We start from the raw sequence: 20744 nt of genomic DNA, 5'->3' as shown, positions 1-20744 counted from the left end.
GGGGATTCTCACACGGTGTCACCAAAACCCCTCACTCGATGTCATCACTTGCATGCCCCGACCAGCAGATATGCGTGACATCCAGATGAGAACTACTGGAGACATCGAAATGAGAAGTCGCACCCGCGGCCACCGTGGTGGAGCTGGTGGAGTGGACGCTCAAGGAATCTGGGATCGGTGCGCCGCGCCTGCACCGCAGCGGCAAAGACAGCGATCCGCTGATCGTGCTCACCGCCGCGGCCGCCGTGAAGCTCGGACTGCCCGAGCGCCTGGAGGGCCATGAGCAGCGCCGGTCCCTTCGGCTGCCGGAGGACCACCCGGTGGTCAAGCAGGTGGTGAAAGCGAAGTGGCTGCTCACCCAGCGCGGGTTCGGCCCCTGGGCAAGGATCTACCGCAAAGTCCAGGGGCGCGAGCGGCAGTGCGTGCAGCTCGCGGTCCTGTCCTGGGACGCCCTCGACGATCGATCCTGGCCCGGCGTCACGGACATGGAGCCGGCCGACATCGCCCGCGTCCTGGGCGTGTATGCCCAGCGGGTCATCACCCCGCGCGGCTCCACCGCCGTGTCCGGCCTGGAACTGATGACGGCGCTGCGCCCGCCCACCCGCGCGGTGCAGGACCCGCAGACGGGGAACTGGGTGCCCGGCCACAACCCCGGCTCGCTGGGCACAGAGCCGATGGACCCGGCGCCGCCGGAGGCCACCCCTGAGCACCCCGTCGTCGTCGACAGCGGCTGGAGCGGCGGCTTTCTCAATGAGGAGGCGTACCAGTGGGTGCGCGACGTCAGCCTGCTGAGCGATGAGGAGTGCACGCTGCCGTACGCGGTCGGCCTGGACCTGAACACCGCCTTCCTCGCCGCCGCGGCTCGCCTGGTCGTCGGGCTGTCCGCGCCCGACCACTTTCACGCCCCGACGTTCAACCCGAAGATTCCCGGCTCCTGGCTGGTCGATCTGTCCCACGTCGAGGTGGACCCGCGCCTGCCCTCGCCGTTCACCCCGGACGGCACCCGGCCGGCGGGACCTGCCTGGTACCAGACGCACACCGTCGCCTACGCCCAGGAACTCGGCTACAACGTCGCTCCGCTGGAGGCGTACCTGCGCCGCGAGACCGGCGCGTACCTGGACCCGTGGCACGACCGATTGAAGAACGCCTACGTCGACACCCTCGCCGACCTCGGCGTCACCAAGGACCTCTCGGACGCCGAGTTCCTGGCCGCGATGGAGCGGCACAAGGACACCGACCCCGCCATGGCGGCCGTCCTCGCCGCCATCAAGGCCACCGTGAAGGGCGGCATCGGCAAGCTCCGCGAGCGCCCGCAGGGCAGGAAGTACAAGGAGGGCGAGCGGTGGCCGGCCCTTCAGCGGCCGACCTGGCGCCCCGACATCCGCGCCGCCGTCATCTCCAAGGCCCGCATCAACATGCACCGCAAACTGCGCAACATGGCCACCATGACGGGCCTGTACCCGCTCGCTGTGCTGTCCGACTGCGTCGTCTACCCCTCGCCGGGCGACAGCCCGCTGGACTTCCTTCCGTACGCCGCGTCCGGCAAGCCGCAGCCGGGCGGGTTCCGCCTCGGACCCACGCCGGGGCTGGCGAAGCTGGAGGGCGTCCAGTCGATGCTCTGGGCGGTCGACCTGATGGAACAGGGCTACAACCCCGCCCGCCACATCAAGGGCGGCGACGCCGTCCTCGACGAAGGAGAGTAGGGCCGTGGGGGAGATCGACGACGCGATCGAACGCGCCGACCGGGAAGCGTTCACCCGCCAGCCACCCAAAACCCTCCAGGCCCGCATCAACTTCCTGATCAAGCAGCTCAAGACCACCAAAGCCGTCGCGGCGGAGCTCGGGGTCAGCCAGCGGTCGGTGGAGCGATACCGCAAGGGCGAACGCAAGCACCCGCCCAAGGCGATCGCGGGCCGGATCGACGACGCGGTACGGCAGCGGTGGCAGCCTCAGGTCCGCAAGCGCCGCCAGAAGCAGGCCGCCACCACGCGCGGCATCACGGTGGAGACACGGGCCCGGTTCGGGTACACCGCGCCCATCGGCACCACCGATGACGGGCGCTTCCGGCGCCTGACCGTGCATCTCCCCCCGGCGTACGCGCAGCGCCTCTTCGACGCCCGCAACACGGGTGCCAGCGACCAGCAGATGCGCCAGATCATCGCCGAAGGCTTCAAAGAGATCTACTTCCAGGACGGCGGAGCCCGCGCCTTGGGGCTCTCCGACGTCACCCTCAACGACATCGACTACCTCGACCTCGACTACTGACCTGACGCCGGCCGCAGGCCCAGCACCTGCTTTGTGACTCAGCGGTGGGCGAGGGCGGCAACTTGGGCGGTGACCTCTAGCCTTGTGCAGTCGGCCCTCGGAACCCGGCCAGCCCGCCGGACGCGAGCCACCCAGGCAGGCAGGGGCCGCGGGCTGGCTGTGAGGCGCATGTGGGGCTGGCAATGAGCAGGAGCAGGAGCAGGAAACGGCATCGGGAGTGTGGCGTGGCAGCGGGGGTGTTACGGACCGTGCCGCTGGCCGGGGAGCTGACCGCATCGTTGATCAGCCGTGTGGCGGCCCGCTACGGTCTCCCGACCGCCGGTGTGCTGCAGCTGTGGACATGCCGCAACTCCCCCGCCCGGCACGACGGCGGCGGTACGCGGGCGGACGCGGAGGTCGTCCTCAACGGGGCCGGGCGGCGGGTGCTCGCCGAGCTGTGCAGGGTGGAGCCCAAGGTACTGGCGCGCGCTTTGCCTGCCTTCACCATGGACGACCCCAAGATCAGCACCGGCCGGGAGGCCGGGGTGGCACAGGCACGGTGGCGGGCGGCGGGCACGGTGGCGGGTCCGGCCGCGTTCGGCTGCCGGCTGTGCGTCGCGCGGCGCACCGGACAGGCACTGCGGGCGGTGCGCTACCTGCCACGCTGGCATCGGGTCTGCCTTAGGCACGGACGCTGGCTGCTGGACGCGGACGCCGACCAGCCGCTGGAACACCTCGATGTGCGCGGCGCGGCTGAGGTGGTGGCCGCGCAGCGGCGGTGGCCGGGCGTGGCGCGGCGTGCGGTGCGCGCCGGGGTGGAGCCGGAGCAGGCGTTCACGCTGGCGCATGCGGTGGTGGCCCGCTGGTGGGAGCAGGCCCTGTCCTGGGAGCAGGAGGAGATCTGGCCGCGCCGTCTGCACCAGCTGGCGGGCGGCAACGCGGGGTCACGGCTTGCGTGGTGGCGGATCGTGGGCCGGGACGCGGCGATCTTCCCGGAGGTGGTGGCCGTGGCGCAGGCGCTGCTGGAGCCGGCCATGGCCGAGGTGGCCTGGCAGGCAAGCGGCGGGATGCGGCCTCGGGTGCGGAGCGCCGACGATGCGTTCTGTCACCGGCTGGGCGAGCGGGTGGGCCGCACCTGGCTGGGACCCGAACTTGCGGCCGACCGCGGCAGCCCGCTGAACGGCTGGAAGGGCGCGATCGTGCGCGCCCGCCGCCACGAGACGGGCCCGCCGGGCTGGCGGGAGGATCCGTGGCACCTGAAGCGCGAACGGCAGCCCGCCACGATGGCCGGCCAGTTGCGCGTCCTGGCGGCAGAAGCCCGGTCGGGCGGCTCGGGAACCCGGTGGCGGACCACGGTGAGCGCCGAACAACGGTTCCGCATCACACAGTTGGTCGACGAGGCGCGCGAACAGCTCGTGGAGTTGCGTGGCGTACACAGCGGCACCACCGCCGAGGTGGCCCGCACCCTGCTGGAGCACCTCAGCCACAGTGCCGAGCTGATCGACCAGGCCCTCGTGCACACCGCCACCGCAGCCGTTGCCGCCGGGGTGCCACTGGAGGAGGCCGCCGCGTGGTCCCGCCTGCCCTCCCAAGAGCTGGCCGAGGTACTCGCCGCGGGTGAGGGCGAGGACTGACACGACCGGCGGCGCAGGCCGGTCGGCAGCCGACCAGCCGTTGCCGACAGGGTGCGGCGCGGCGGGGTGAAAGTGCAGAACTCTGCACTGACACCGGTGCCCCCGCCCGGCACCCTGGGTGCCCCGCGCAGCCCAACAACCCGCGGTTGCACCGATGTTGCGGTTACCGGCCGGTTCTCCTGCGCGGCAGGTCAGGCAGGGCGTTGTGTGGAGTACGTGATCATCGACAGCAGCCAGGAGGCCGCATCATTCGCGGTACCCGGGGCCGGGTGCCGCATCCCCGAGCCGCACAGTACGGGTGGTGCTGTTCGACGCGAAGAAGCTGCGGCTGCAGATGCCAGCCTGATCGATGTGCGCTTTCGAGACCCTCTGGGGTGCTCGCGTCAGGCCCCGTGGCTTGAGGCTGCTCAGGACGTCGTCTTCGAGGAGAGTCCTCCGGTACAGCCTTTCCCCGTCCGGCCCGGGCGGCGTGTGGCTCCGGGCTGGTGGTGGTCGTCGACGACCGGGCGGCTGGTGGCGTACGGGTCCGGTGTCATGCGGAGTCAGCTCATGCTGCTGGACCGGGATCCGGCGGTGGTGGCGCTGGCCTGCCGGCCGGTGGAACTGGTGTGGCCCGAGGAAAGCAGGGTCGTCGGTCATGCACCGCAGCTGATGGCCAGGCTTCAGGACGGCAGCGGCCTGTTCCTCGACTGCGCCGGACGCAGCGGACCCTCTGCCCGGCTGGCGGTGCGGGCACGGGTTGTGGCGGCTGCCGCCAAGGCAGCGGGCTGGTCCTACCGGCTCGCGGGGCCGCCGGATCCGGTGCTGGTGGCCAACGTGCGGTGGCTGGCGGGTTACCGGCATCCCCGGTACGCCGCAGGGCCGTGGATGCCGGCTCTGCTGGAGGTGTTCGCCAGTCCGCGGCCGGCGGTGGAGGCGGTGTATGAGCTGGGGGATCCGATCGCCGTGTGGCCTGCGGTCTTTCACGCGCTGTGGAGCGGTGTGCTGCGGGTGCGGCTGGACGAACCGCTGCACGAGCGTGTCGTCGTCTCGGTCGCGCGGCAGGAGGCCGAAGCGGCGTGACGCAGGCGGTTGTCGAGGTCGGGGCGCGCCTTCGCTACGACGGACGGGTATGGACGCTCGCCGTGCTGGAAGGCGCCCGGGCCACGCTGGTGAGTGACGAGGGCGCCTCGGCGGTGGTGCTGCTGCCCTACCTGTTCGCCGATCCGTCCTTCGAGGTGGAACGCGGACCGGCACCAGCCAGAGTGCCGCCGTTCGGCCTGCTGGAGGCGCTGCCGGTCGAGGTGCGGGAGCGGGCTCTGGCGTGGCAGCGGCATGTGCGGGAGGTGGAGACCGGCTTTCCTGACGCGGTCGGGCAGGGCGCCCCGCGTGAGCAGTTCGATCCGGCGACACGGAGCCTGGCGCAGCGGGAGCGGGCGAAGGCCGAGGAGTTGACGGCGGCGGGCTGGGCGGCGAGTGCGGCGACGGTGCGCCGGATGCGGGCGCGCTACCGCAGCGAGGGCTTGTGGGGCTGGTGGACGGCCGGGCGGTGCGGGAGCGATCCGCGGTGGGGCGGGCCGATGAGCGGGTGGTCGCGGCAGTCAGGCAAGTGCTGGAGGGGCAGCGGGAGCGGTCGACGGGCACGCTGGTGCGGCTGCGCCGCCGGGTGGGGTGGCTGTTGGATCAGGAGTTCGGCGCCGGGGCGGTGGCCCTGCCGCCGGCGTCGACGTTCAACCGGCTGGTGCACGCAGTGGCCGACGGACAGGGCCTTTTGGGGACAGCCACACAACGGCGGTGGCATGCGTCGCGGCCGGCACCTCCCTTCACGCCGACGGTGGCACTGCGGCCGGGTGAGCTGGTGATGCTGGACAGCACGCCGCTGGATGTACTGGCGGTCCTGGACGACGGTGTGACCGGCCGCCTTGAACTGTGTATCGCGCTGGACGTGGCGACGCGCAGCATCTGCGCGGCGGTGGTGCGTCCGGTGGGCACGACGTCGGTGGACGCGGCGATGCTGCTGGCGCAGATGGTGGTGCCGACGGCGATGCGGCCGGGCTGGAATGCGGCACTGTCCATGCAGCGGTCGGTCATCCCCTACGAGCGGCTGATCGCGTTGGACGCACGGCTGGAGCAGGCTGCCGCCCGGCCGGTGATCATGCCGGAGACAGTGGTCGTGGACCAGGGCCGGGTGTATGTGTCGGCGTCGTTCATCTCGGTGTGCGAGAGCCTGGGGGTGTCGGTGCAGCCGGTGCCGCCGGCGAACGGCCCGGCGAAGGGGAACGTGGAGCGGACCTTCCGCGCGATTGCCGACGGGTTCAGCCAGTACCTGCCGGGCCACACCGGCTCGGACGTCTCCCAGCGGGGCGCGGCCACGGCGCAGGATGCCTGCTGGAGCCTGACGTAGCTTCAGGAACTGCTGGACGAATGGGTCATCTGCGGGTGGCAGGAGCGCCGGCACGAGGCGCTGCGGCACCCGATGATGCCGCGGGTCGCCGTCTGTCCGAACGAGATGTGGGCGGCTTTGGTGGCGGTGACCGGGCATGTACCGGTGCCTTTGTCCGCCGACGATTACGTCGAGCTGCTGCCTCTTCGGTGGCAGGCCGTCAACGACTACGGCGTCCGCTTCGGCTACCGCACCTACGACCACCCCGGCCTGAACCCCTACCGGCGCCGCCGCTCACCGCGGGCGGACAAGAACGGACGGTGGGAGGTCCACCACAACCCCTACGATCCGAACCGGGTGTGGGTGCGCCTGCCCGAGGGATGGCTCGAGGTGCCGTGGGTCCACGCGGGGGCGGTCAGGCGCCCGTTCACCGCGTTCACCTTCGACCATGTCCGCCGCACCGTGGAACGCCGGCATGGCCGTGAAGAGCACGAGGCGGCGATCGCCCAGGCACTCGATGCGCTGCTGCGCCGTGCCGGCCAGGGACTGGGCAGCAGGCGAGAGCGGACGGTAGCCGCCCGGGCCCAGGCGGCCGCGCAGATGACCGATCCCTCCCCCGCCACCGCCCCGCAACAGTGGCCTGCGCCTCTCGCGCCGGGGGCCTCCTTCGGGCTGCCCGGCTCCTTCACCGTCCCGCTCCAGGATCCCGACGGCTGGGACGCCGACGACAGCCTGGACGACATCGAGGACAACCAGGACGACGAGGACTACCTTCTCGCCGCCTTCGCCGACGGCCAGGACATCGCGGCAGCCCACGCGGATGAGGCCGAAGCATCCGGGCCGACGGCCGAAACGACCCGGGACCAGGCCGCTGAGCAGACGCTGGACACCGCCGGGGCGGGCGGCATGCGCATCTACGACCCGTACCAGGAGGCCCAGGCATGGTGACAGCGGCCCAGCCCGCCACCACGAGCACTTTCAGTCCGCTGACCACGTGGGACGGATGGCAGCAGTTCGTCGACACGCCCCACGCACCGGCACGGGATGCCGACGACCAGGAATGGACGCTGGAGCAACGGGAGGACTACCACGCACGGTTCGTGGTGCTGAAAACCCCCGCCATGGACACCGTCTCCACTGCGGTACGCCGCCTGCTGCTGCTCAACCGCGGCCAGCAGGGCGGAGCCCGGCGCGGCCTGATCATCTCCGGGCCGGCCACCACCGGGAAGACAACCGCGATGCAGCAGCTCGGGCGCACCGTCGAACTCGCCGACCGGCGCCGCCACCCGAACCAGGACGGGCGTCTGCCGGTCCTGTTCATCACCGTGCCGCCGTCCTCCACCCCGAAGATGCTCATCAGCGAGTTCGCCCGCTTCCTCGGCCTGCCTGCCCTGGAGCGGATGAACCAGATCCAGATCACCAACGCCGTGTGCGAGCTGCTGTGCGAGATGAGCACCCAGCTCGTGCTGGTCGACGACGTACACCTGATGGACACCCGCAGCCGGGCCGGCGCCGAGACCTCCGACCAGCTGAAGTACCTCGGCGAGCGGATCCCGGCGACGTTCGTCTACTCCGGCATCGACGTCGAATCCTCGCCGCTGCTGACCGGCGTGCGCGGCTCCCAGCTCGCCGGCCGCTTCAAAATCGTGCGCAACCAGCCGCTGCGCTACGGCAGCCCGGCCGACAAGCAGATCTGGCACGACCTGGTGCACGGCATGGACAGCGCCCTGCGGCTGCGCCGGAACCGGCCCGGCACGCTGGTCACGCACGCCGCCTACCTCCACGCCCGCACCGGCGGCCGCATGGGCAGCCTCTCCCACCTCATCCGCGAAGCCGCTCTGGTCTCGCTGCTGGACGGCACCGAGAAGATCACCAAGAAACTGCTCGAACAGATCGAGCTCGACAGCGCCGCCGAACAACGGGCCCGGGCACCACACCGCCGCCGGACGCCCTCGCAACGCCAGCCCTGACCTGCGGCATCTGCCTCAACCGTCCGTCCCGCTCCCCCGTTTGGCCACTGCTCGGATACCGGCATATCCGAGCCCGCCAGGAACGACTTCTGCTCCCTCATGCACGACTCTCCTCCACCACAGCCGCAGCGTACGGCGACGCCACGACCGGGGCCGGTACGGCTCGCACGGCTGCAGGGCGAGACGAACCTGTCGTACCTGGACCGGCTGGCCGACCGCTACCGGCTCGGCGTCAGAGACCTCATCCCCGCACTCCTCCAGGTCGGCGGAGGCCTGTTCAAGGGCTACCGCACGGACGGCGAGGTGTACCTCAACGCCGAAGCCCGCGCCCGCGTCTCCGCGTTCTGCCGCGTGCCCGAGGAGATCCTTCAGCGGGCCCTGCCCGCCTGGCCCGCCCAAGAGCCCATCTCGCCGGACGGGGCGGGTGCAGCCGGGCGGTTCCGCTTCGGGGCCGTGGTGCCGGCCGCGGGGGAAGGCTGCCGGCCGTGCACGGCAGCACGCACCGGACGTACCAAGCCCGCCCGGGTGTATCTGCAGCCGCACACCCGGATCTGCCCGCGCCACCGGCGCTGGATGCTCGGCACCCACTGGATCGACGGCGCGCCGGCCGACACCGAGCAGATCGACCTGGCGGGACTACCCGAAATGCTCTCGGCACACCGGCGGCACTTGGCGCTGCTGCGTCATCGGCCCGATGCGGTCGAGGCGTTCGCTGTCGCCCATGCCGTGGTCGTCTCCTGGTGGGCGCAGCAGTGGCCCGAGGAGGAGCAGTGGCGGCGCCGGGAACGCCAGATTGCGCCGCCTGGGGCTGATCCGGGCTGGTGGCGGCTGCTGGCCCGGGACGCGGTCACCTACCCGGAGACCGTCGCCCTCACCTCGGTCCTCACCAATGAACACACCAGACAGCGGCTGCTCGCCGACACCGGCGGACACCTGCCCCACACGCTTGCCCACACCCCTGCCCTGGTCACCCAGTTGGCGCGGGCCACGAGGCGGCCGTGGCTTGCCGAGCGGATCGCCTCGACCTCGGCCGGCCCTTTGCTGCTCTGGGTGCAGCACTGCGCACGGGCCGACGCAGACCCAGCCGTCACCGACCGGCTGTGGACGCTGCACATGGCGCACCGGCCCCGGCCCATCGCCCGCGAACTCACCGCCTACCGCGACGCCGCACAACAGCCAGAGAAGTCCGCAGGCGGTACGCGGCTGCACCTGGGGCTTCGGCATACCTCGGACCAGGCCTTCACCACCGGCCTGGCCCACGCCCGCGCCTACGCTGCTGTCCACGGCCATCTCGCCGCACCGATCCACAGCCGGTTCAACGGCTTTGCCCTGGGCCGGTGGCTGTCGAACCACCGGAAATTCCCCGCGATGCCACCCGAACACGTCGCGGAACTCGAGGCACTGGATCCGTGGTGGCGGCCGCCGTGGACGGTGATGTGGCAGCGCTTCTATTACCAGGCCCGCGACCACACCCGCGCCCGCGGTGCCCTGCGGCCCGAACACGGCTTCCCCACCACCGGCTTCGGCCTGGGCGAATGGCTCTACAACCAGTGCACCGGCTACGACAGCCTGCACCCCGGCCAGCAGCACCTCCTGGCCGACATCGGCCTCACCCACGAGAGTGCCCGGGTGGCCCGGCCCCGCCGCAAGCACATGGCCACCCACTTCCAAAGTGTCCTCGCCCGCGCCTACGCCGACACCCACGGCACGCTGGTGACCGCGACCACCGACACCGTCCAGGACGGACTGAAGCTGGGGCAGTGGCTGTCCAACCAGCGCAGCAAGGACCGCGCCCACCAGCTACGTCACGGCACCCCCTCGCCCCGCGCGCTGGCACTGTCGGCGATCGCCCCCTGGTGGAACCCGCCCTGGACGCTGGAATGGCAGCGCTCCTGGCACCAGGCACACACCCACGTCCAAGGCGGTCACGTCCTGGATACCGCGGCGGGATTCCCCGGCACCACCAGCGCGCTCGCCACATGGCTGACCACCCAGTGCGCCCAGCACGACACGCTCCTGCCCGACCAACACGGCCTGCTCGCCCGCATCGGAATCACCGCGGACCAGGCCCGAAGTGCCGCCGCCCGGCCCGCCGAAAGCGAGGCCGACTTCGCCACCGCCCTGAGCTACGCACGCTGCTACCACGCCGTCCACGGCACCCTCGCAGTCGCAGTCGACACCGTTCACGACGGCTTCCAGCTCGGGCGGTGGCTGCGCCGGCAACGCCAGCACGCACGCGACCACGCCCACCGCGGCACACCTCCATCCGCCCAGACGAAGGCCCTGTCGGCGGTCGATCCCTGGTGGTGCCCGCCCTGGAGCCTGCCGTGGCAACGCGCCTGGCAGCACATCCACAACCAGATCAAGGCCGGCCACCGGCTCGACGCCGACCACCACTTCCGCAGCTTCGCCCCCGCCCAGCGCACCTGGCTACGCACACAACGCAACCACTACGACGACCTCCACCCCGACCAGCAGCGCCTCCTGACCGACATCGGCCTCACCCGCGACAGCGCCCGCACCCGGCCCCTCAACCCCTACGCAGAAACCGCCCTCGCCCACGCCCGCGCCGACACCCACCACACCCTGGCCGTGACCTACTCCACCGTCCACGACGGCTTCCCCCTGGGCCGCTGGCTCAACGACCAACGCCAACAGGCCCAACGCGAGACCCCCCCAGCGCCCGCCACCAGGCACTGACCGCGATCGACCCGTGGTGGAACCCGCCCTGGGACCTGGCCTGGCAGCGCGCCTGCACCCGCGCCCGCACCACACAAGCCCGCCCCCACGGGGTCCCGGCCGACGTACGAACCTGGATCAGAGCACAACACGCCGCCTGGCCACACCTACGCCCCCAACAGCAACAACTCCTGACCGACCTGGACATCACCCCCGAAGCCGCCGCCCGCCGCCGCACCAGCCGCGTCTACCCCGTAAGCCCAGGCCTCGCCCACGCCCGCGCCTACGCCGCCCTGAACGGCCACCTCGCCTGCAGCAAAGACACCCGCCACGACGGTTTCGCCCTGGGCGACTGGCTCGTACAAACACGCCGCAGAGCCCGACAAGGCCGCTTCTCCCCCACCACCACCCAAGTCCTTGAGGACCTCGACCCCTGGTGGAACCCACCCTGGCCCAGCATCTGGCAACGCACCTACCAACAAGCCCAGTTCAACCACCACACCGGCCAGCCCTACTCCCCCGCCCTCCAGCGATGGACCAAGCAGCAACGCACCCGCTGGAACACCCTCCACCCCACCCAGCAGGAGCTTCTCACCACCATCGGCATCCACCCCGGATAGAACCGACAACACCACCACTGCCAGACCCATACGGAACAATCCCGCCATGGGAGATTCCCTCGCAACGCAGTTCCTGAGCATGGACCTTGAAACGGCCTGCCCCTCCTGCGGATATCTGATGTGGGTCCGCTACTCGGAGGTCGTGGCCCAGACCGCCGTGATCTGCCCCCGCTGCTACACCCAGATCTGGCTGGTCGACGAGACCGGAAGCGCGCAGAACGCGGGCGACGCCGTCCAGCAGCAGATCACACAAGCTCTGAAAGGCCTCTTCCGGTGAAGTACCAGCAGCGCCTCCAGGTCGCCGTACGCGAACGCCTGCGCAAACTCATGACCGCGCCCTACTCCAGTGCTGGCCACGAAGTCCACCTCGCCGTCACCTGGATCAACAACCAACCCGCCCTCAAAGGCCTCCTCGAAGAGGCGTCCCAGGCAGAACCAGGCGTCGACCGGGAGCGGTTCCGCACCGGACTGACCCGCAGCGGCCGGTTCGTCTGGCCCGGCCGAACCGAACAAGGGCGAACCACACTCATCTGGGAACTGATGCAGAGCATCGCTTCAAAAGAGGTGAGTAACCCCGATGTCGGCTTGCAGACCGCGATCGGCTACAGCATGGAAAGACGCCACCAGGACAGCTGGCGGGAATTCGCCGAAGACATCCTGCAGCCCCTGTTCGACTTCCTCAGCGAACGCGTCGGTTCAGAAAGCAGCATCCCTGCACACCCTCGAGCGATACCGGACCCGCATCGAGTGGTTCGACCGCGAAGAGCTCTACACACGCTTCAAAGCGAATCTCGCCACCGGCGAAGAGGTCTACAACCTCGACCTGCAGCGCTTCCTCTTCCTTGAGGGCGACCACGTCACCCACGCCAAGCCCCGCTCAGCCTCCGGCGAAGCAGACCTCATCGGCGACCTCGACGGCCGCGACCCCCTCGTCTGCGACGGCAAGATCTTCGACGGGAGCAGCCGCGGCAAGGGCTACCTCGTCAAAGGGCTGCACCAGATCGTCAAGTACGCCCACGACTACGGGCAGCACACGGCCTACCTCGTCATCTACAACATCACCGACAAGCTCCTCGAACTGCCCACCGACGGCACCCCCGGCGCATGGCCCCCGTACACCGAAATCTCCGGCGTCCGCGTCTACTTCATCCACGTCCGCGTCCTGCCACCCACCACCACCGCCAGCAAAGCCGGCAAAGCCACCCGCGTCACCCTCACCCGAGACGACCTCACCAACCCCGACACCACCTGACCCACACCCACCAAGTAGCAGCCCACTGGAACTGCACCACGATCAACCAACCTGCACAGACGCCATGTACGCAGGTCAGCCACCACGGCCCCACCCAGAACCACACCCCGAGCACCCCGGGCGCCGCGAACAACACTCAGAAGAACTGAGAAACCCCAGCTCGAAGCCACAACAGCAACTCAGAAAGACCCGGCGACGACACGAGCAGCCGCTGCGGGTGCTGCCGAAGCGCACGGCGTTGGTGGTGGCCAGGTCGGTGGCGGTGAGGACGACGTCGAGGCCCCGGTGGGTGACATCGGCCGTGGTCTGAGGGCCGAACGCCTTGTGGGTGAGGACGGCGGCCAGGGCGTCGGCGCGGTTGGCGGGGCGGGCGACGCTGACGCCGCTGTGGCGGGAGAACAGTTGGCGGGTGCTTGCGCGGGCGGCCGCGGTGAGGTTGCGCGCGGCCGCGGAGGGCTTGAACGCCTGGCGTGCGATGTCCAGTTGGAGGCCGCAGCGCAGGAGGTCGGTGGTGCGGGTGTCGAAGTCGGCGAAGTCGGACGGTCCGTAGGCCCACAGGGCGGCGAGGAGGGAGCCGCCGGAGATGCCGGCGACGACGCGGATGCGGTCGAGGAGATCGCGGTCGTGAAGGGCGCGCAGGCAGCCGAGGTGGAAGGCTGCGGCGCGGGAGCCGCCGCCGGACAGGGCGAGGCCGAGGGTTCGGGTCATGAGCGGGAGCCCTTGCGTGGGACGGGGACGGGACGGTGGAGGCGGATGGCGTACCCGCCGGGCCACCACGTCACGGGGCCGAGGTGGGCGGGTGCTTCCGACGCGGGCGGCTCGGTCGCGGCGGGGGCGGTGCGGGCGGCGAGGTGGGCGTAGAAGTCGGGGCCGTCGCCAGTGGCGAGCCATTTGTGCCAGACGGGGCCGGGTCCTCCGGCGGTGAGGACGAGGGCGCGGGCGGGGGCGTCGTCCAGCGGCAGGGTGAGGCTGGTCATAGCGGCGCGGTCGGTGGCGCTGGGCTGCGCGGCCGTGTGCGGGTGGGTGTGCCACATGCCCAGGAAGCGGCTGAGGTTGCCGGTCGCCTCCCGGCGCGCGGCGAGGTGATTGCTGACGCCGTCCAGACCGTGCCGGAAGTAGGCCTCCGTCAGCAGGGAGTCGGGGGGCGGGCCGGTGGCCTCGTCAACGAAGACCACGCCGGTGGCGTCATCGACGACGCCGAGCAGGGTGCCGCCGGTTTCCACGCGCGGGCCGCGGACGCGGGCGCCGCGGCGGGCCTCCGCGCGCATCTCGGCCAGCGCGGCGGGGGTGATGCGTACGTCGTAGCCGGTGGCCTCGTCCGTGACGAGGGTGTCGTCGGGCCAGGTCAGCCAGCGCGGCCCGGCGGGCTGGGCCGCGGTGGGGCCGACGGGTATGCGGACGATGAGCGTAGCCATGGTGCGCGGGTCTGCGGGGTCGGCCAGGGCGTGGAGGATGCCGGCCACCAGTTGTCCGGCCAGCGCGGTGACGTCGGCAGCCGATCCGGTGAAGGTGGTGTCCGAGCAGCCGGGTTCGGGCTGGAAGAGCTCGGTCGGGGGCTGGGTGGGGAAGAAGTCCTCGATCAGTTCGTCGAAGACGTGCGTGGCGTCGGTGTGCGCCGCCAGCGCGGTGCGGCGCAGCACGTCGGCGGCGCCGCCGGTGGCGCCGCGGGGTGAGAGGGCGGCGAGGCCGCGGGTGGCGTGGTGGCCGATCATCAGTGTGGCCAGGGGGCGGCATCGGTGCGGCGGGCGCGTTCGAGTCGGGCACGGACGATGCGGTTGGCGGTGCAGTCCCAGATCAGGTCGAAGGTGTGCAGGTCGAGTCCGGACAGCCGGGTAGTGATGTCGCCGACGAGTGCTTCGACACGGGTGGTGTGGGGGTCGATCCGGTTGAGGCGGTCGGCCAGGACGCTCGCCTTGAAGTGGCCGATGCCGGCGTCCGTGTAGGGCTGGCGAGCCAGGATGCCCGGGTGGACGAGCGCCTGGTCGGCGACGGTGAGGTGCGCGGCACCGGCGCGTGCGCACATGTCGGCGACGGGGGCGCCCAGGGCGCCCGCGCCCAGGACGAGAATGCGTTTGCCCCGCAGCCAGGCCGCGGGGGTGGCGTGGTCGCGGCGGACCGTGACCTCGGGGCGGGCCTCGTAGATACGCATCCACCGGGTGGGCAGACGGTCGAGCCACTCGGTGTCGAACTGGATGACCTCGTCGCCGAGTTCGGCCAGCTGCGGGCGGCCGCTGAAGGCAGTGTCGGCGGCCAGGCGCCCGACCCTGTCGGCGAAGTCGGGCAGGTGCCAGGCCACCAAGTGGGTCTGGCGCGGCCCGTCACCGGCGATGCCCCGCGAGGGGGTGCCCAGCAACAGGTGCACCGGCGCGGCCGGGGTGTCCTCCTCGTCGGCCGGCGCGTCGCCGCCGGGGTGGAGCAGGGTGCGGTTATGGTCCGCGACGATTCCCGTCAGCCCCAGCAGCAGGCGTGGCGTGAGGTGGTCGCGGGCCAGGGCATCGACCAGTTCCCGCGCGGTGAGCGGGTATTCGAACGTCAGGTGCTTCGTGGTGACGACGGCGGGGGCGAGAAACGCGTGGGCGTCGGCCGGGAGCGCGGCGCTCTCCCGCAGCTGCGCCGGGCTTGCGGGCCAGGGGTCCTCGATGGCGAGCCAGCCCACCACGTCGCATCGCGTCTCGTTGACCTGGTGCAGTACGGCGGCGCCTAGCCACGACCGGTCCGGCAGGGCGACGGGCGCGTCGCGGCGGATCACGAGGAGCCCCGCCGTGTGGTCGGTCAGGGCGTTCGGGGGTGCAGGGGGTCACCGGGCCGGTCCAGTTCTCCCGCGGCGGCCGCCTCGAACCAGTCCAGGAGGCGGTTGACGAACCCGTACATGCCGTCGGCCGGATCCCACTCGGTCGCCGTCGAGCGGTACAGGCACAGGTGGCGGCCCCAGTTGACGTGCGGGGCGCCGGCGAACCGGGTGTGCCGGGTCCGCACGCTGGGAGCCCTGAAGGGAAAATCTGGGGGGATCAGCAGGGTGACCGCTTCCACGCTGCGCAACCGCAGGCCGCCCTCCGTGCGCGGCAAGTTGGCGCAGCCCACGCTGATGCGGGCCTCGACGTACCCGGGCCGGTTGGCGGTGGCGGCCACGTGCGTGGCCGCCACCGCTCCGTGAGAGGCCTGGACGATCCGGTGGAGCTGGTCGAGGGCGAGCTGCTGGCCTTCAGTGAGTTCCAGGGTGGTGCTGTCCTTCACGCGGCACCGAATCCGATCTGTACCGCCGGCTCGGCCTTGTCACCCCTGGCCTGCTGCACACCGGCGCGGGCGGCGTCCGTGCCGCGCTGGTGCGGCAGGCCGGCTGCGGCGGTGAAGGCGGCGGCCGGGAAGCGCGTGGTGCCCAGCGTGGCCAGCAGCCGGCGTCCCCCGCCTGCGGCCTTCAGCACCTGGCCCTTGTGAGCCGTCTGCTGACCAGTTCGGTGCAGGGCCGGGTGCCCTTCGAGCGGCTCGGACAGCAGCTGGTGGGCGTCGTCCAGGACGACGTCGGCGAGCGCGCGGCGGCCGTTGTGTTCGGGGGCTGCTGGGCGTGGTGTTCGACGTCGGCGGCGACGGCGCGGGCGTGGCCGGTGAGCTGGAGGGCGATCTGTTGGTAGTCGCTGGGCGCGAGCGCGGGGTTGGTCCAGGCGAGGACGGCGGTCACGAAGGCTTCGTAGTCGCCCTCACTCGTGTGAAAACCCTGCGGGTCGCTTCCGTATAGGACGCGCACCGTCCTATACGGAAGCAATGCTTCCACCAGGAGTCCTCGGACAGGGCGTGTGCCTATGAGGAGCTCCACCCCTTCCGCTCGCGTTCCCCTCAAGGAGTGATCCTCATCAAGCCTCCCGCCATCGCCCCGTGCCTGGGTGTGTCCGACACCCAGACGACCGTGGACTTCTACGAGAAGCTCGGCTTCTCCGCCCTGCCCGCCGGCAACGACCCGGACGACGACCTGCGCATCCTGCTCTTCGACGGCGAGTTCGCGCTGATGGTCTACCGCGCCGAGCACCTGCGCAGCTGGCTACCCGTCCTCAAGGACACCCCGGTCGGTGCGTTCGGCATGTTCTACCTGGCCGTCGACGACTTCGACTCCTACGTCGAGCGCATCCGCCCGCTGGTCACGATCCAGAAGGACGTGATGGAGCACCACGGCGACAAGCTCTTCTACTTCACCGACCCCGACGGCTACGTCGTCGGCGTCAACCAGAAGCGGACCCGGTGACCGGCATGACGAAGAACACTGGCAAAGCTGGCGCGGGCATGGTGAAATGCGCGGCCTTCTGGGGTCAGGACGGACGGACGCTCGCCGCCTTCTACGCCGCTGCCCTGGGCTGGGAAGTCATCCAGACCTTCGGCGAGGCCGCCGCGATGATCAGCGACGGCACGACGACGTACGTTTTCTACACGGCCGAGTCGTTCAAGGCTCCCAACTGGCCAGAGGACGAACTTGTCTTCCATCTCGACCTCGCCTTCAGCGACGTCGAGGCAGCCGAGAACCGCCTCATCGGGCTCGGTGCCACCAAACCCGCCCACCAACCCGGTGGCAAGCACTGGACCGTGCTGCTCGACCCCTCCGGCCAGCCCTTCTGCATCAGCGCCGCCGACAAGGACGGGTGAAACACACACCTGGCCCGTGCACGTCGTAGTGCCAAGACGAGGACCCACGCCCTGACGCCACTTCCCAAATACTCACCGGGCACGAGGGCGAACGACTCCCGCAGTGGCTCGATGCCGTCCGTCAGGACGACCTGCCCAGCCTCCGCACCCTCGCCGCTGGTATCGACCGAGACCGCGACGCCGTCGTCGCCGGCCTCACTCTGCCCTGGAACTCCGGTGTCGTCGAAGGACACGTGAACCGCATCAAGATGATCAAGTGCCAGATGTTCGGCCGAATTCTCTTCCAACCTCTCCGCAAACGAGTTCTCCTGTCGTAAGAGCTCGTAACACGATCTTGTTGAGATGCCCTGGTCGGGCGTGACCTGTCTGATGATTCGGCCGTTCGTGATTGTGTGAGTACTCGGCCGTGGATCGTGCACGACGACTTTTGGGCGCTGATCGAACCTCTGCTGCCGCCCTGGCCCGAGCGGTCGCCGGGGCCACGGCCGGTGGAGGACCGACTGTGTCTGCAGGGCATCCCGTTCGTCCTCTACAACGACATTGCCTGGCAACTGCTGCCGCTGGAGTTGGGGTTCGGCTCCGGACAGACGTGCTGGCGTCGTCTGGAGCGGTGGCAGCAGGCAGGCGTCTTCGACCAGTTGCACCGCATCTTGCTTGCCGAACTGAACGCGGCCGGCCAGCTCGACTGGTCTAGGGCTTGTGTGGACGGCTCCCACATCCGTGCGAAAAAAGGGGGAACCGACACCGGTCCGTCGCCGGTCGACCGGCGCAAGACGGGCAGCAAACACCAGCCCGGTCGCGGCAGATGATCTCCGCTCCGGGATGCTCCGTCAGCCAGGCCGCGAACGTCTCCGAGGTGCGGTCGGGCAGCACGTCCACGACCCGGCCGGCTTCGACGTCGACCAGGACCGTGCCGTAGGCGCAGCCCTTGCGGAAGGCGAACTCGTCCACTCCCAGCACCCGTGGGGCACGGTCCTGAACCGGCGGCGCCGTCAGCAGCCTGAGCAGTCGGGTCCGGCCTGCGGCCACCCGCAGGCGGCGGCACAGCCGCGCGGCAGGACGGCCACCCAGCTCCACCGCGATGGACTGCAGCCAGCCCGTCAGCCCGGTGCTCGACCGGCTGTGCCGCTCGGTCAGACCAGCGATCTGCTCGACGAACGTTCTGCGGGAACAGCTGCTGCGGTCGCAGAAGTACCGTCGCACCCGGAGCCGGACCACGACCCGTCGGGAGCTCAACGGACGCTCGTCCAGGGCACGTTGGTACGAGCTGTGCACGCGTCTTGCCCGCTTCCGGCAGTCCGGACACAGGCCCGGCCGACCGGTGGACACCGACTCCACCACCAAGGTGTCGGAGGAGTCGCTCACGCGCTCCACTCGCACACCGATTCCAGGAAACAGCACATCCTCGACCGTCTTGCTCGCCACGGCATGAAACACCTTGCCGAAACGATCCGCCGTTCCGGACCCTGGCCTGCGGATTCACGGAACCGCGGACAGAGCTGTTTTTCAAAGGTCCCCATCAACCGCGCTGCCGGGCGAAAAGCGGGCCGCCAAACTCGTGTGCGACCTTGCTCATCAACTTCTCGCGCTCGACGACTGGATCAAAGACACCGACCGGGAGATCCGCGAGTCCTTCCACCTCGACGAGCGCGCCGAAGTCATCGAATCCCTGCCGGGCATGGGCCCCATCCTCGGGGCCGAGTTCCTCGCCATCGTGGGAGACCTGTCGGGCTACGCAGACGCCGGCCGCCTGGCCGCCCACGCCGGACTGGCCCCGGTCTCGCGCGACTCCGGCCGCCGTACCGGCAACCACCACCGGCCCAAGCGCTACCACCGCCGCCTGCGACACGTCTTCTACATGGCCGCCCAAACCGCCATGATGCGCTCCGGCCCCTCCCGGGACTACTACCTCAAGAAACGCGCCGAAGGACTGATCCACGTCCAGGCACTGCTCGCCCTCGCACGCCGCCGAGTCGACGTCTTATGGGCCATGCTCCGCGATAAGAGGCACTTCACCCCCACCCCACCGGCTCCCCGATCGACTTGACACCATCATTGAGACTCACTCGACCAGGGCGTGAGGCAGGTCGAGTGCGGCAGAATACGGAACCAACGCGGCTCCTGTGCCTGTGGGTTGAGACTTCGAACACCTCCCTCAACGGCACGGGAGCCTCGTGCGTTGCGCAAGGGCTCACTGACACCAAGTCGCTCCGACAATCGGCCGCCGACGCAGGCATGACGATCACCACGCGAGTGGTGAAGACTGGATAGATGCGACCTCACGCCCCTGGCGGACTCCTGTTCGTAGCGCTCGGTCTCATCCTTGTCGCCGCCGGCTACGTCTGGAGGGGACGTGTCCTGCGTCCCCTCTCGGCGAAACGGGCCCAGGCAGCCGTGATCCGGGATCGTTCCAGAAACCTGCTGCGCTCTGCGGACATGGCAATCGCCGGAGCGCGTCGACGGGCCGCACACGGCGAACCGGCCATCGTCACGGTCCGAGACGTGACCAGGGTGGCGCGCCGGCACTACGGGTACCTCTTTGTGGAGCGCGAAGAAGCAGCCGCCGCCCTCCGCCAGCGCTATGAGGCTGCCGACTGCCGGGTGGACTGCATGACCGACGCTTTCAACTGACTGCCTCCCCGGCAAGTGCTTGACGCCAGAGGCGCCGGAGCTGTCACCTGATAGGTGGTCACGCTGAAAATGCTCACTGTCTTCCAACTGCCGCCCTACGCACCCGACCTCAACCCGGTCGAGTGCATCTGGCCCGTCCTGCGACGCACCACCGTGGCCAACCGGGCCTTCGCCGACCCCGATGACCTGATCACTGCCGTCCGACGCGGCCTCCGCCAGCTCCAGTACCGCCACGACGTCCTCGACGGCTGCCTGACCGGCACCGGCCTCCGACGCCAACCACCATGAGGACATCACGCATTCAAGGTCAGTAGTTGCCACCGCGACGTTCACCAGCTACACCACGCAGTTTCCTCACGTGACGCCCCTACCTACTTAGACCGTGTCCTACGTGGTGAGGCGGGCGAGCCGTTTGTAGCAGCACAGGGCAGCGGCCAGCCCAAGAAAGGCCAGGTAGTTGCGGGGATTGCGTTCGTAGCGGGGGCTGAGTCTTCGGTAGCCGGACAACCAGGACATGGTCCGCTCGATGACCCAGCGGCGGCGTCCTAATCGTTCGCTGGATTCGATCCCTTTGCGGGCGATGCGTACTCCGATCCGCTTCCATCGCAGCCATCTGCGCAGGTCGGCACGGTCGTAGGCTTTGTCCGCGTGCAGGCGCTGAGGCTTGAAGTACCGGCCGCGGTAGGGGTCGTGTCTCGTTTGGTGACCCTCGATCATGGGCTT

Annotated in this window: 25 protein-coding genes and 2 pseudogenes; 19 read left to right on the top strand and 8 right to left on the bottom strand. The window is 70.1% G+C overall.

Going from position 1 to position 20744, the window contains the following annotated elements:
- Positions 1-134: 134 nt before the first annotated feature.
- The 12 genes from BLU79_RS46850 (at position 135) to BLU79_RS46810 (ending at position 12761) form a co-directional block, all read left to right on the top strand.
- Positions 135-1703: a telomere-associated protein Tap gene (locus BLU79_RS46850; RefSeq protein ID WP_256333597.1), complete on the top strand. Its 1569-nt coding sequence runs from the start codon at positions 135-137 to the stop codon at positions 1701-1703.
- A 4-nt stretch (positions 1704-1707) separates the two neighbouring features.
- Positions 1708-2265, top strand: coding sequence for a telomere-protecting terminal protein Tpg (locus tag BLU79_RS46845; RefSeq protein WP_093910336.1), 558 nt, complete (start codon positions 1708-1710; stop codon positions 2263-2265).
- 224 nt (positions 2266-2489) lie between these two features.
- Positions 2490-3878: a DNA-binding protein gene (locus tag BLU79_RS46840; protein WP_371132016.1), complete on the top strand. Its 1389-nt coding sequence runs from the start codon at positions 2490-2492 to the stop codon at positions 3876-3878.
- A 51-nt stretch (positions 3879-3929) separates the two neighbouring features.
- Positions 3930-4940 carry a TnsA-like heteromeric transposase endonuclease subunit gene (locus BLU79_RS46835; RefSeq protein WP_371132089.1) on the top strand — a complete coding sequence of 337 codons (1011 nt, stop codon included), beginning with the start codon at positions 3930-3932 and terminating at the stop codon, positions 4938-4940.
- Positions 4937-5719, top strand: coding sequence for a hypothetical protein (locus BLU79_RS49710; RefSeq protein WP_256333598.1), 783 nt, complete (start codon positions 4937-4939; stop codon positions 5717-5719). The genes BLU79_RS46835 and BLU79_RS49710 overlap by 4 nt, the downstream gene beginning before the upstream one ends.
- Positions 5719-6261, top strand: a complete 543-nt coding sequence (locus BLU79_RS49705; protein ID WP_256333599.1) for an integrase catalytic domain-containing protein — start codon at positions 5719-5721, stop codon at positions 6259-6261. Before BLU79_RS49710 ends, BLU79_RS49705 begins: the two co-directional genes overlap by 1 nt.
- Positions 6262-6411: 150 nt before the next feature.
- Positions 6412-7188 carry a hypothetical protein gene (locus tag BLU79_RS49700; RefSeq protein WP_256333600.1) on the top strand — a complete coding sequence of 259 codons (777 nt, stop codon included), beginning with the start codon at positions 6412-6414 and terminating at the stop codon, positions 7186-7188.
- Complete coding sequence (locus tag BLU79_RS46825) at positions 7182-8210, top strand: TniB family NTP-binding protein (RefSeq protein WP_093910338.1); 1029 nt, start codon at positions 7182-7184, stop codon at positions 8208-8210. Before BLU79_RS49700 ends, BLU79_RS46825 begins: the two co-directional genes overlap by 7 nt.
- Before the next feature lie 99 nt (positions 8211-8309).
- The gene (locus tag BLU79_RS46820; RefSeq protein WP_256333601.1) at positions 8310-10910 is read left to right on the top strand and encodes a helicase associated domain-containing protein; all 2601 of its coding nucleotides are present in this window, start codon (positions 8310-8312) and stop codon (positions 10908-10910) included.
- A complete protein-coding gene (locus tag BLU79_RS49695) occupies positions 10844-11509 on the top strand; it encodes a helicase associated domain-containing protein (protein WP_256333768.1) in 666 nt (221 codons plus the stop codon). The genes BLU79_RS46820 and BLU79_RS49695 overlap by 67 nt, the downstream gene beginning before the upstream one ends.
- Positions 11510-11555: 46 nt before the next feature.
- Positions 11556-11786, top strand: a complete 231-nt coding sequence (locus tag BLU79_RS46815; protein WP_093910339.1) for a hypothetical protein — start codon at positions 11556-11558, stop codon at positions 11784-11786.
- Positions 11787-12086: 300 nt separating this feature from the next.
- Entirely contained in the window at positions 12087-12761 is a 675-nt protein-coding gene (locus BLU79_RS46810; protein ID WP_093910340.1) for a hypothetical protein, read from the top strand.
- Positions 12762-12836: 75 nt separating this feature from the next.
- On the opposite strand, the gene BLU79_RS46805 is transcribed toward BLU79_RS46810, so the two are convergent.
- Genes BLU79_RS46805 through BLU79_RS46780 form a run of 6 tightly spaced genes read right to left on the bottom strand, consistent with a single transcriptional unit; the run spans position 12837 to position 16437 of the window.
- Positions 12837-13469 carry a patatin-like phospholipase family protein gene (locus BLU79_RS46805; protein WP_256333764.1) on the bottom strand — a complete coding sequence of 211 codons (633 nt, stop codon included), beginning with the start codon at positions 13467-13469 and terminating at the stop codon, positions 12837-12839.
- A complete protein-coding gene (locus BLU79_RS46800; protein WP_093912172.1) occupies positions 13466-14473 on the bottom strand; it encodes a Mov34/MPN/PAD-1 family protein in 1008 nt (335 codons plus the stop codon). Before BLU79_RS46800 ends, BLU79_RS46805 begins: the two co-directional genes overlap by 4 nt.
- Positions 14473-15510, bottom strand: coding sequence for a ThiF family adenylyltransferase (locus BLU79_RS46795; RefSeq protein ID WP_093912171.1), 1038 nt, complete (start codon positions 15508-15510; stop codon positions 14473-14475). Before BLU79_RS46795 ends, BLU79_RS46800 begins: the two co-directional genes overlap by 1 nt.
- Before the next feature lie 23 nt (positions 15511-15533).
- Positions 15534-15995, bottom strand: a complete 462-nt coding sequence (locus tag BLU79_RS46790) for a hypothetical protein (protein WP_177001474.1) — start codon at positions 15993-15995, stop codon at positions 15534-15536.
- Entirely contained in the window at positions 15992-16183 is a 192-nt protein-coding gene (locus tag BLU79_RS46785; protein WP_256333769.1) for a hypothetical protein, read from the bottom strand. The genes BLU79_RS46790 and BLU79_RS46785 overlap by 4 nt, the downstream gene beginning before the upstream one ends.
- Positions 16177-16437, bottom strand: a complete 261-nt coding sequence (locus BLU79_RS46780; RefSeq protein ID WP_143052608.1) for a hypothetical protein — start codon at positions 16435-16437, stop codon at positions 16177-16179. The genes BLU79_RS46785 and BLU79_RS46780 overlap by 7 nt, the downstream gene beginning before the upstream one ends.
- Before the next feature lie 162 nt (positions 16438-16599).
- Here BLU79_RS46780 and BLU79_RS46775 point away from each other — a divergent pair, with 162 nt between their 5' ends.
- The 4 genes from BLU79_RS46775 (at position 16600) to BLU79_RS46760 (ending at position 18199) form a co-directional block, all read left to right on the top strand.
- A complete protein-coding gene (locus tag BLU79_RS46775; RefSeq protein WP_256333763.1) occupies positions 16600-16995 on the top strand; it encodes a VOC family protein in 396 nt (131 codons plus the stop codon).
- A gap of 5 nt (positions 16996-17000) precedes the next feature.
- Complete coding sequence (locus tag BLU79_RS46770; RefSeq protein WP_093912173.1) at positions 17001-17390, top strand: VOC family protein; 390 nt, start codon at positions 17001-17003, stop codon at positions 17388-17390.
- 68 nt (positions 17391-17458) lie between these two features.
- A complete protein-coding gene (locus tag BLU79_RS46765) occupies positions 17459-17707 on the top strand; it encodes a transposase (RefSeq protein ID WP_256333767.1) in 249 nt (82 codons plus the stop codon).
- Between the two features lie 75 nt (positions 17708-17782).
- Positions 17783-18199: a transposase gene (locus BLU79_RS46760; protein ID WP_177001473.1), complete on the top strand. Its 417-nt coding sequence runs from the start codon at positions 17783-17785 to the stop codon at positions 18197-18199.
- Here the strand turns inward: BLU79_RS46760 and BLU79_RS50230 are convergent.
- Positions 18081-18719: a transposase gene (locus tag BLU79_RS50230; RefSeq protein WP_371132090.1), complete on the bottom strand. Its 639-nt coding sequence runs from the start codon at positions 18717-18719 to the stop codon at positions 18081-18083. The genes BLU79_RS46760 and BLU79_RS50230 overlap by 119 nt on opposite strands.
- A 196-nt stretch (positions 18720-18915) precedes the next feature.
- On the opposite strand from BLU79_RS50230, the pseudogene BLU79_RS46750 reads away from it, so the two are divergent.
- The 3 genes and pseudogenes from BLU79_RS46750 to BLU79_RS46740 form a co-directional block, all read left to right on the top strand.
- Positions 18916-19437: pseudogene (locus BLU79_RS46750) on the top strand (transposase); the annotation flags it as partial.
- Positions 19438-19826: 389 nt separating this feature from the next.
- Positions 19827-20021 (top strand): hypothetical protein, encoded by a 195-nt coding sequence (locus BLU79_RS49690; RefSeq protein ID WP_256333762.1) that lies wholly within the window; start codon positions 19827-19829, stop codon positions 20019-20021.
- A 72-nt stretch (positions 20022-20093) separates the two neighbouring features.
- Positions 20094-20309: pseudogene (locus BLU79_RS46740) on the top strand (transposase); the annotation flags it as partial.
- 99 nt (positions 20310-20408) lie between these two features.
- Here BLU79_RS46740 and BLU79_RS46735 read toward each other — a convergent pair.
- Positions 20409-20744, bottom strand: a 336-nt coding sequence (locus tag BLU79_RS46735) for a transposase (protein ID WP_143052606.1), incomplete at its 5' end; no start/stop codon positions are given.

The sequence above is a fragment of the Streptomyces sp. cf386 genome (assembly GCF_900103585.1).
Classification (GTDB): Bacteria; Actinomycetota; Actinomycetes; order Streptomycetales; family Streptomycetaceae; genus Streptomyces.
The sequence above is the reverse complement of the archived record's forward strand: the minus strand, read 5'-3'. Positions and strand labels throughout refer to the sequence as shown.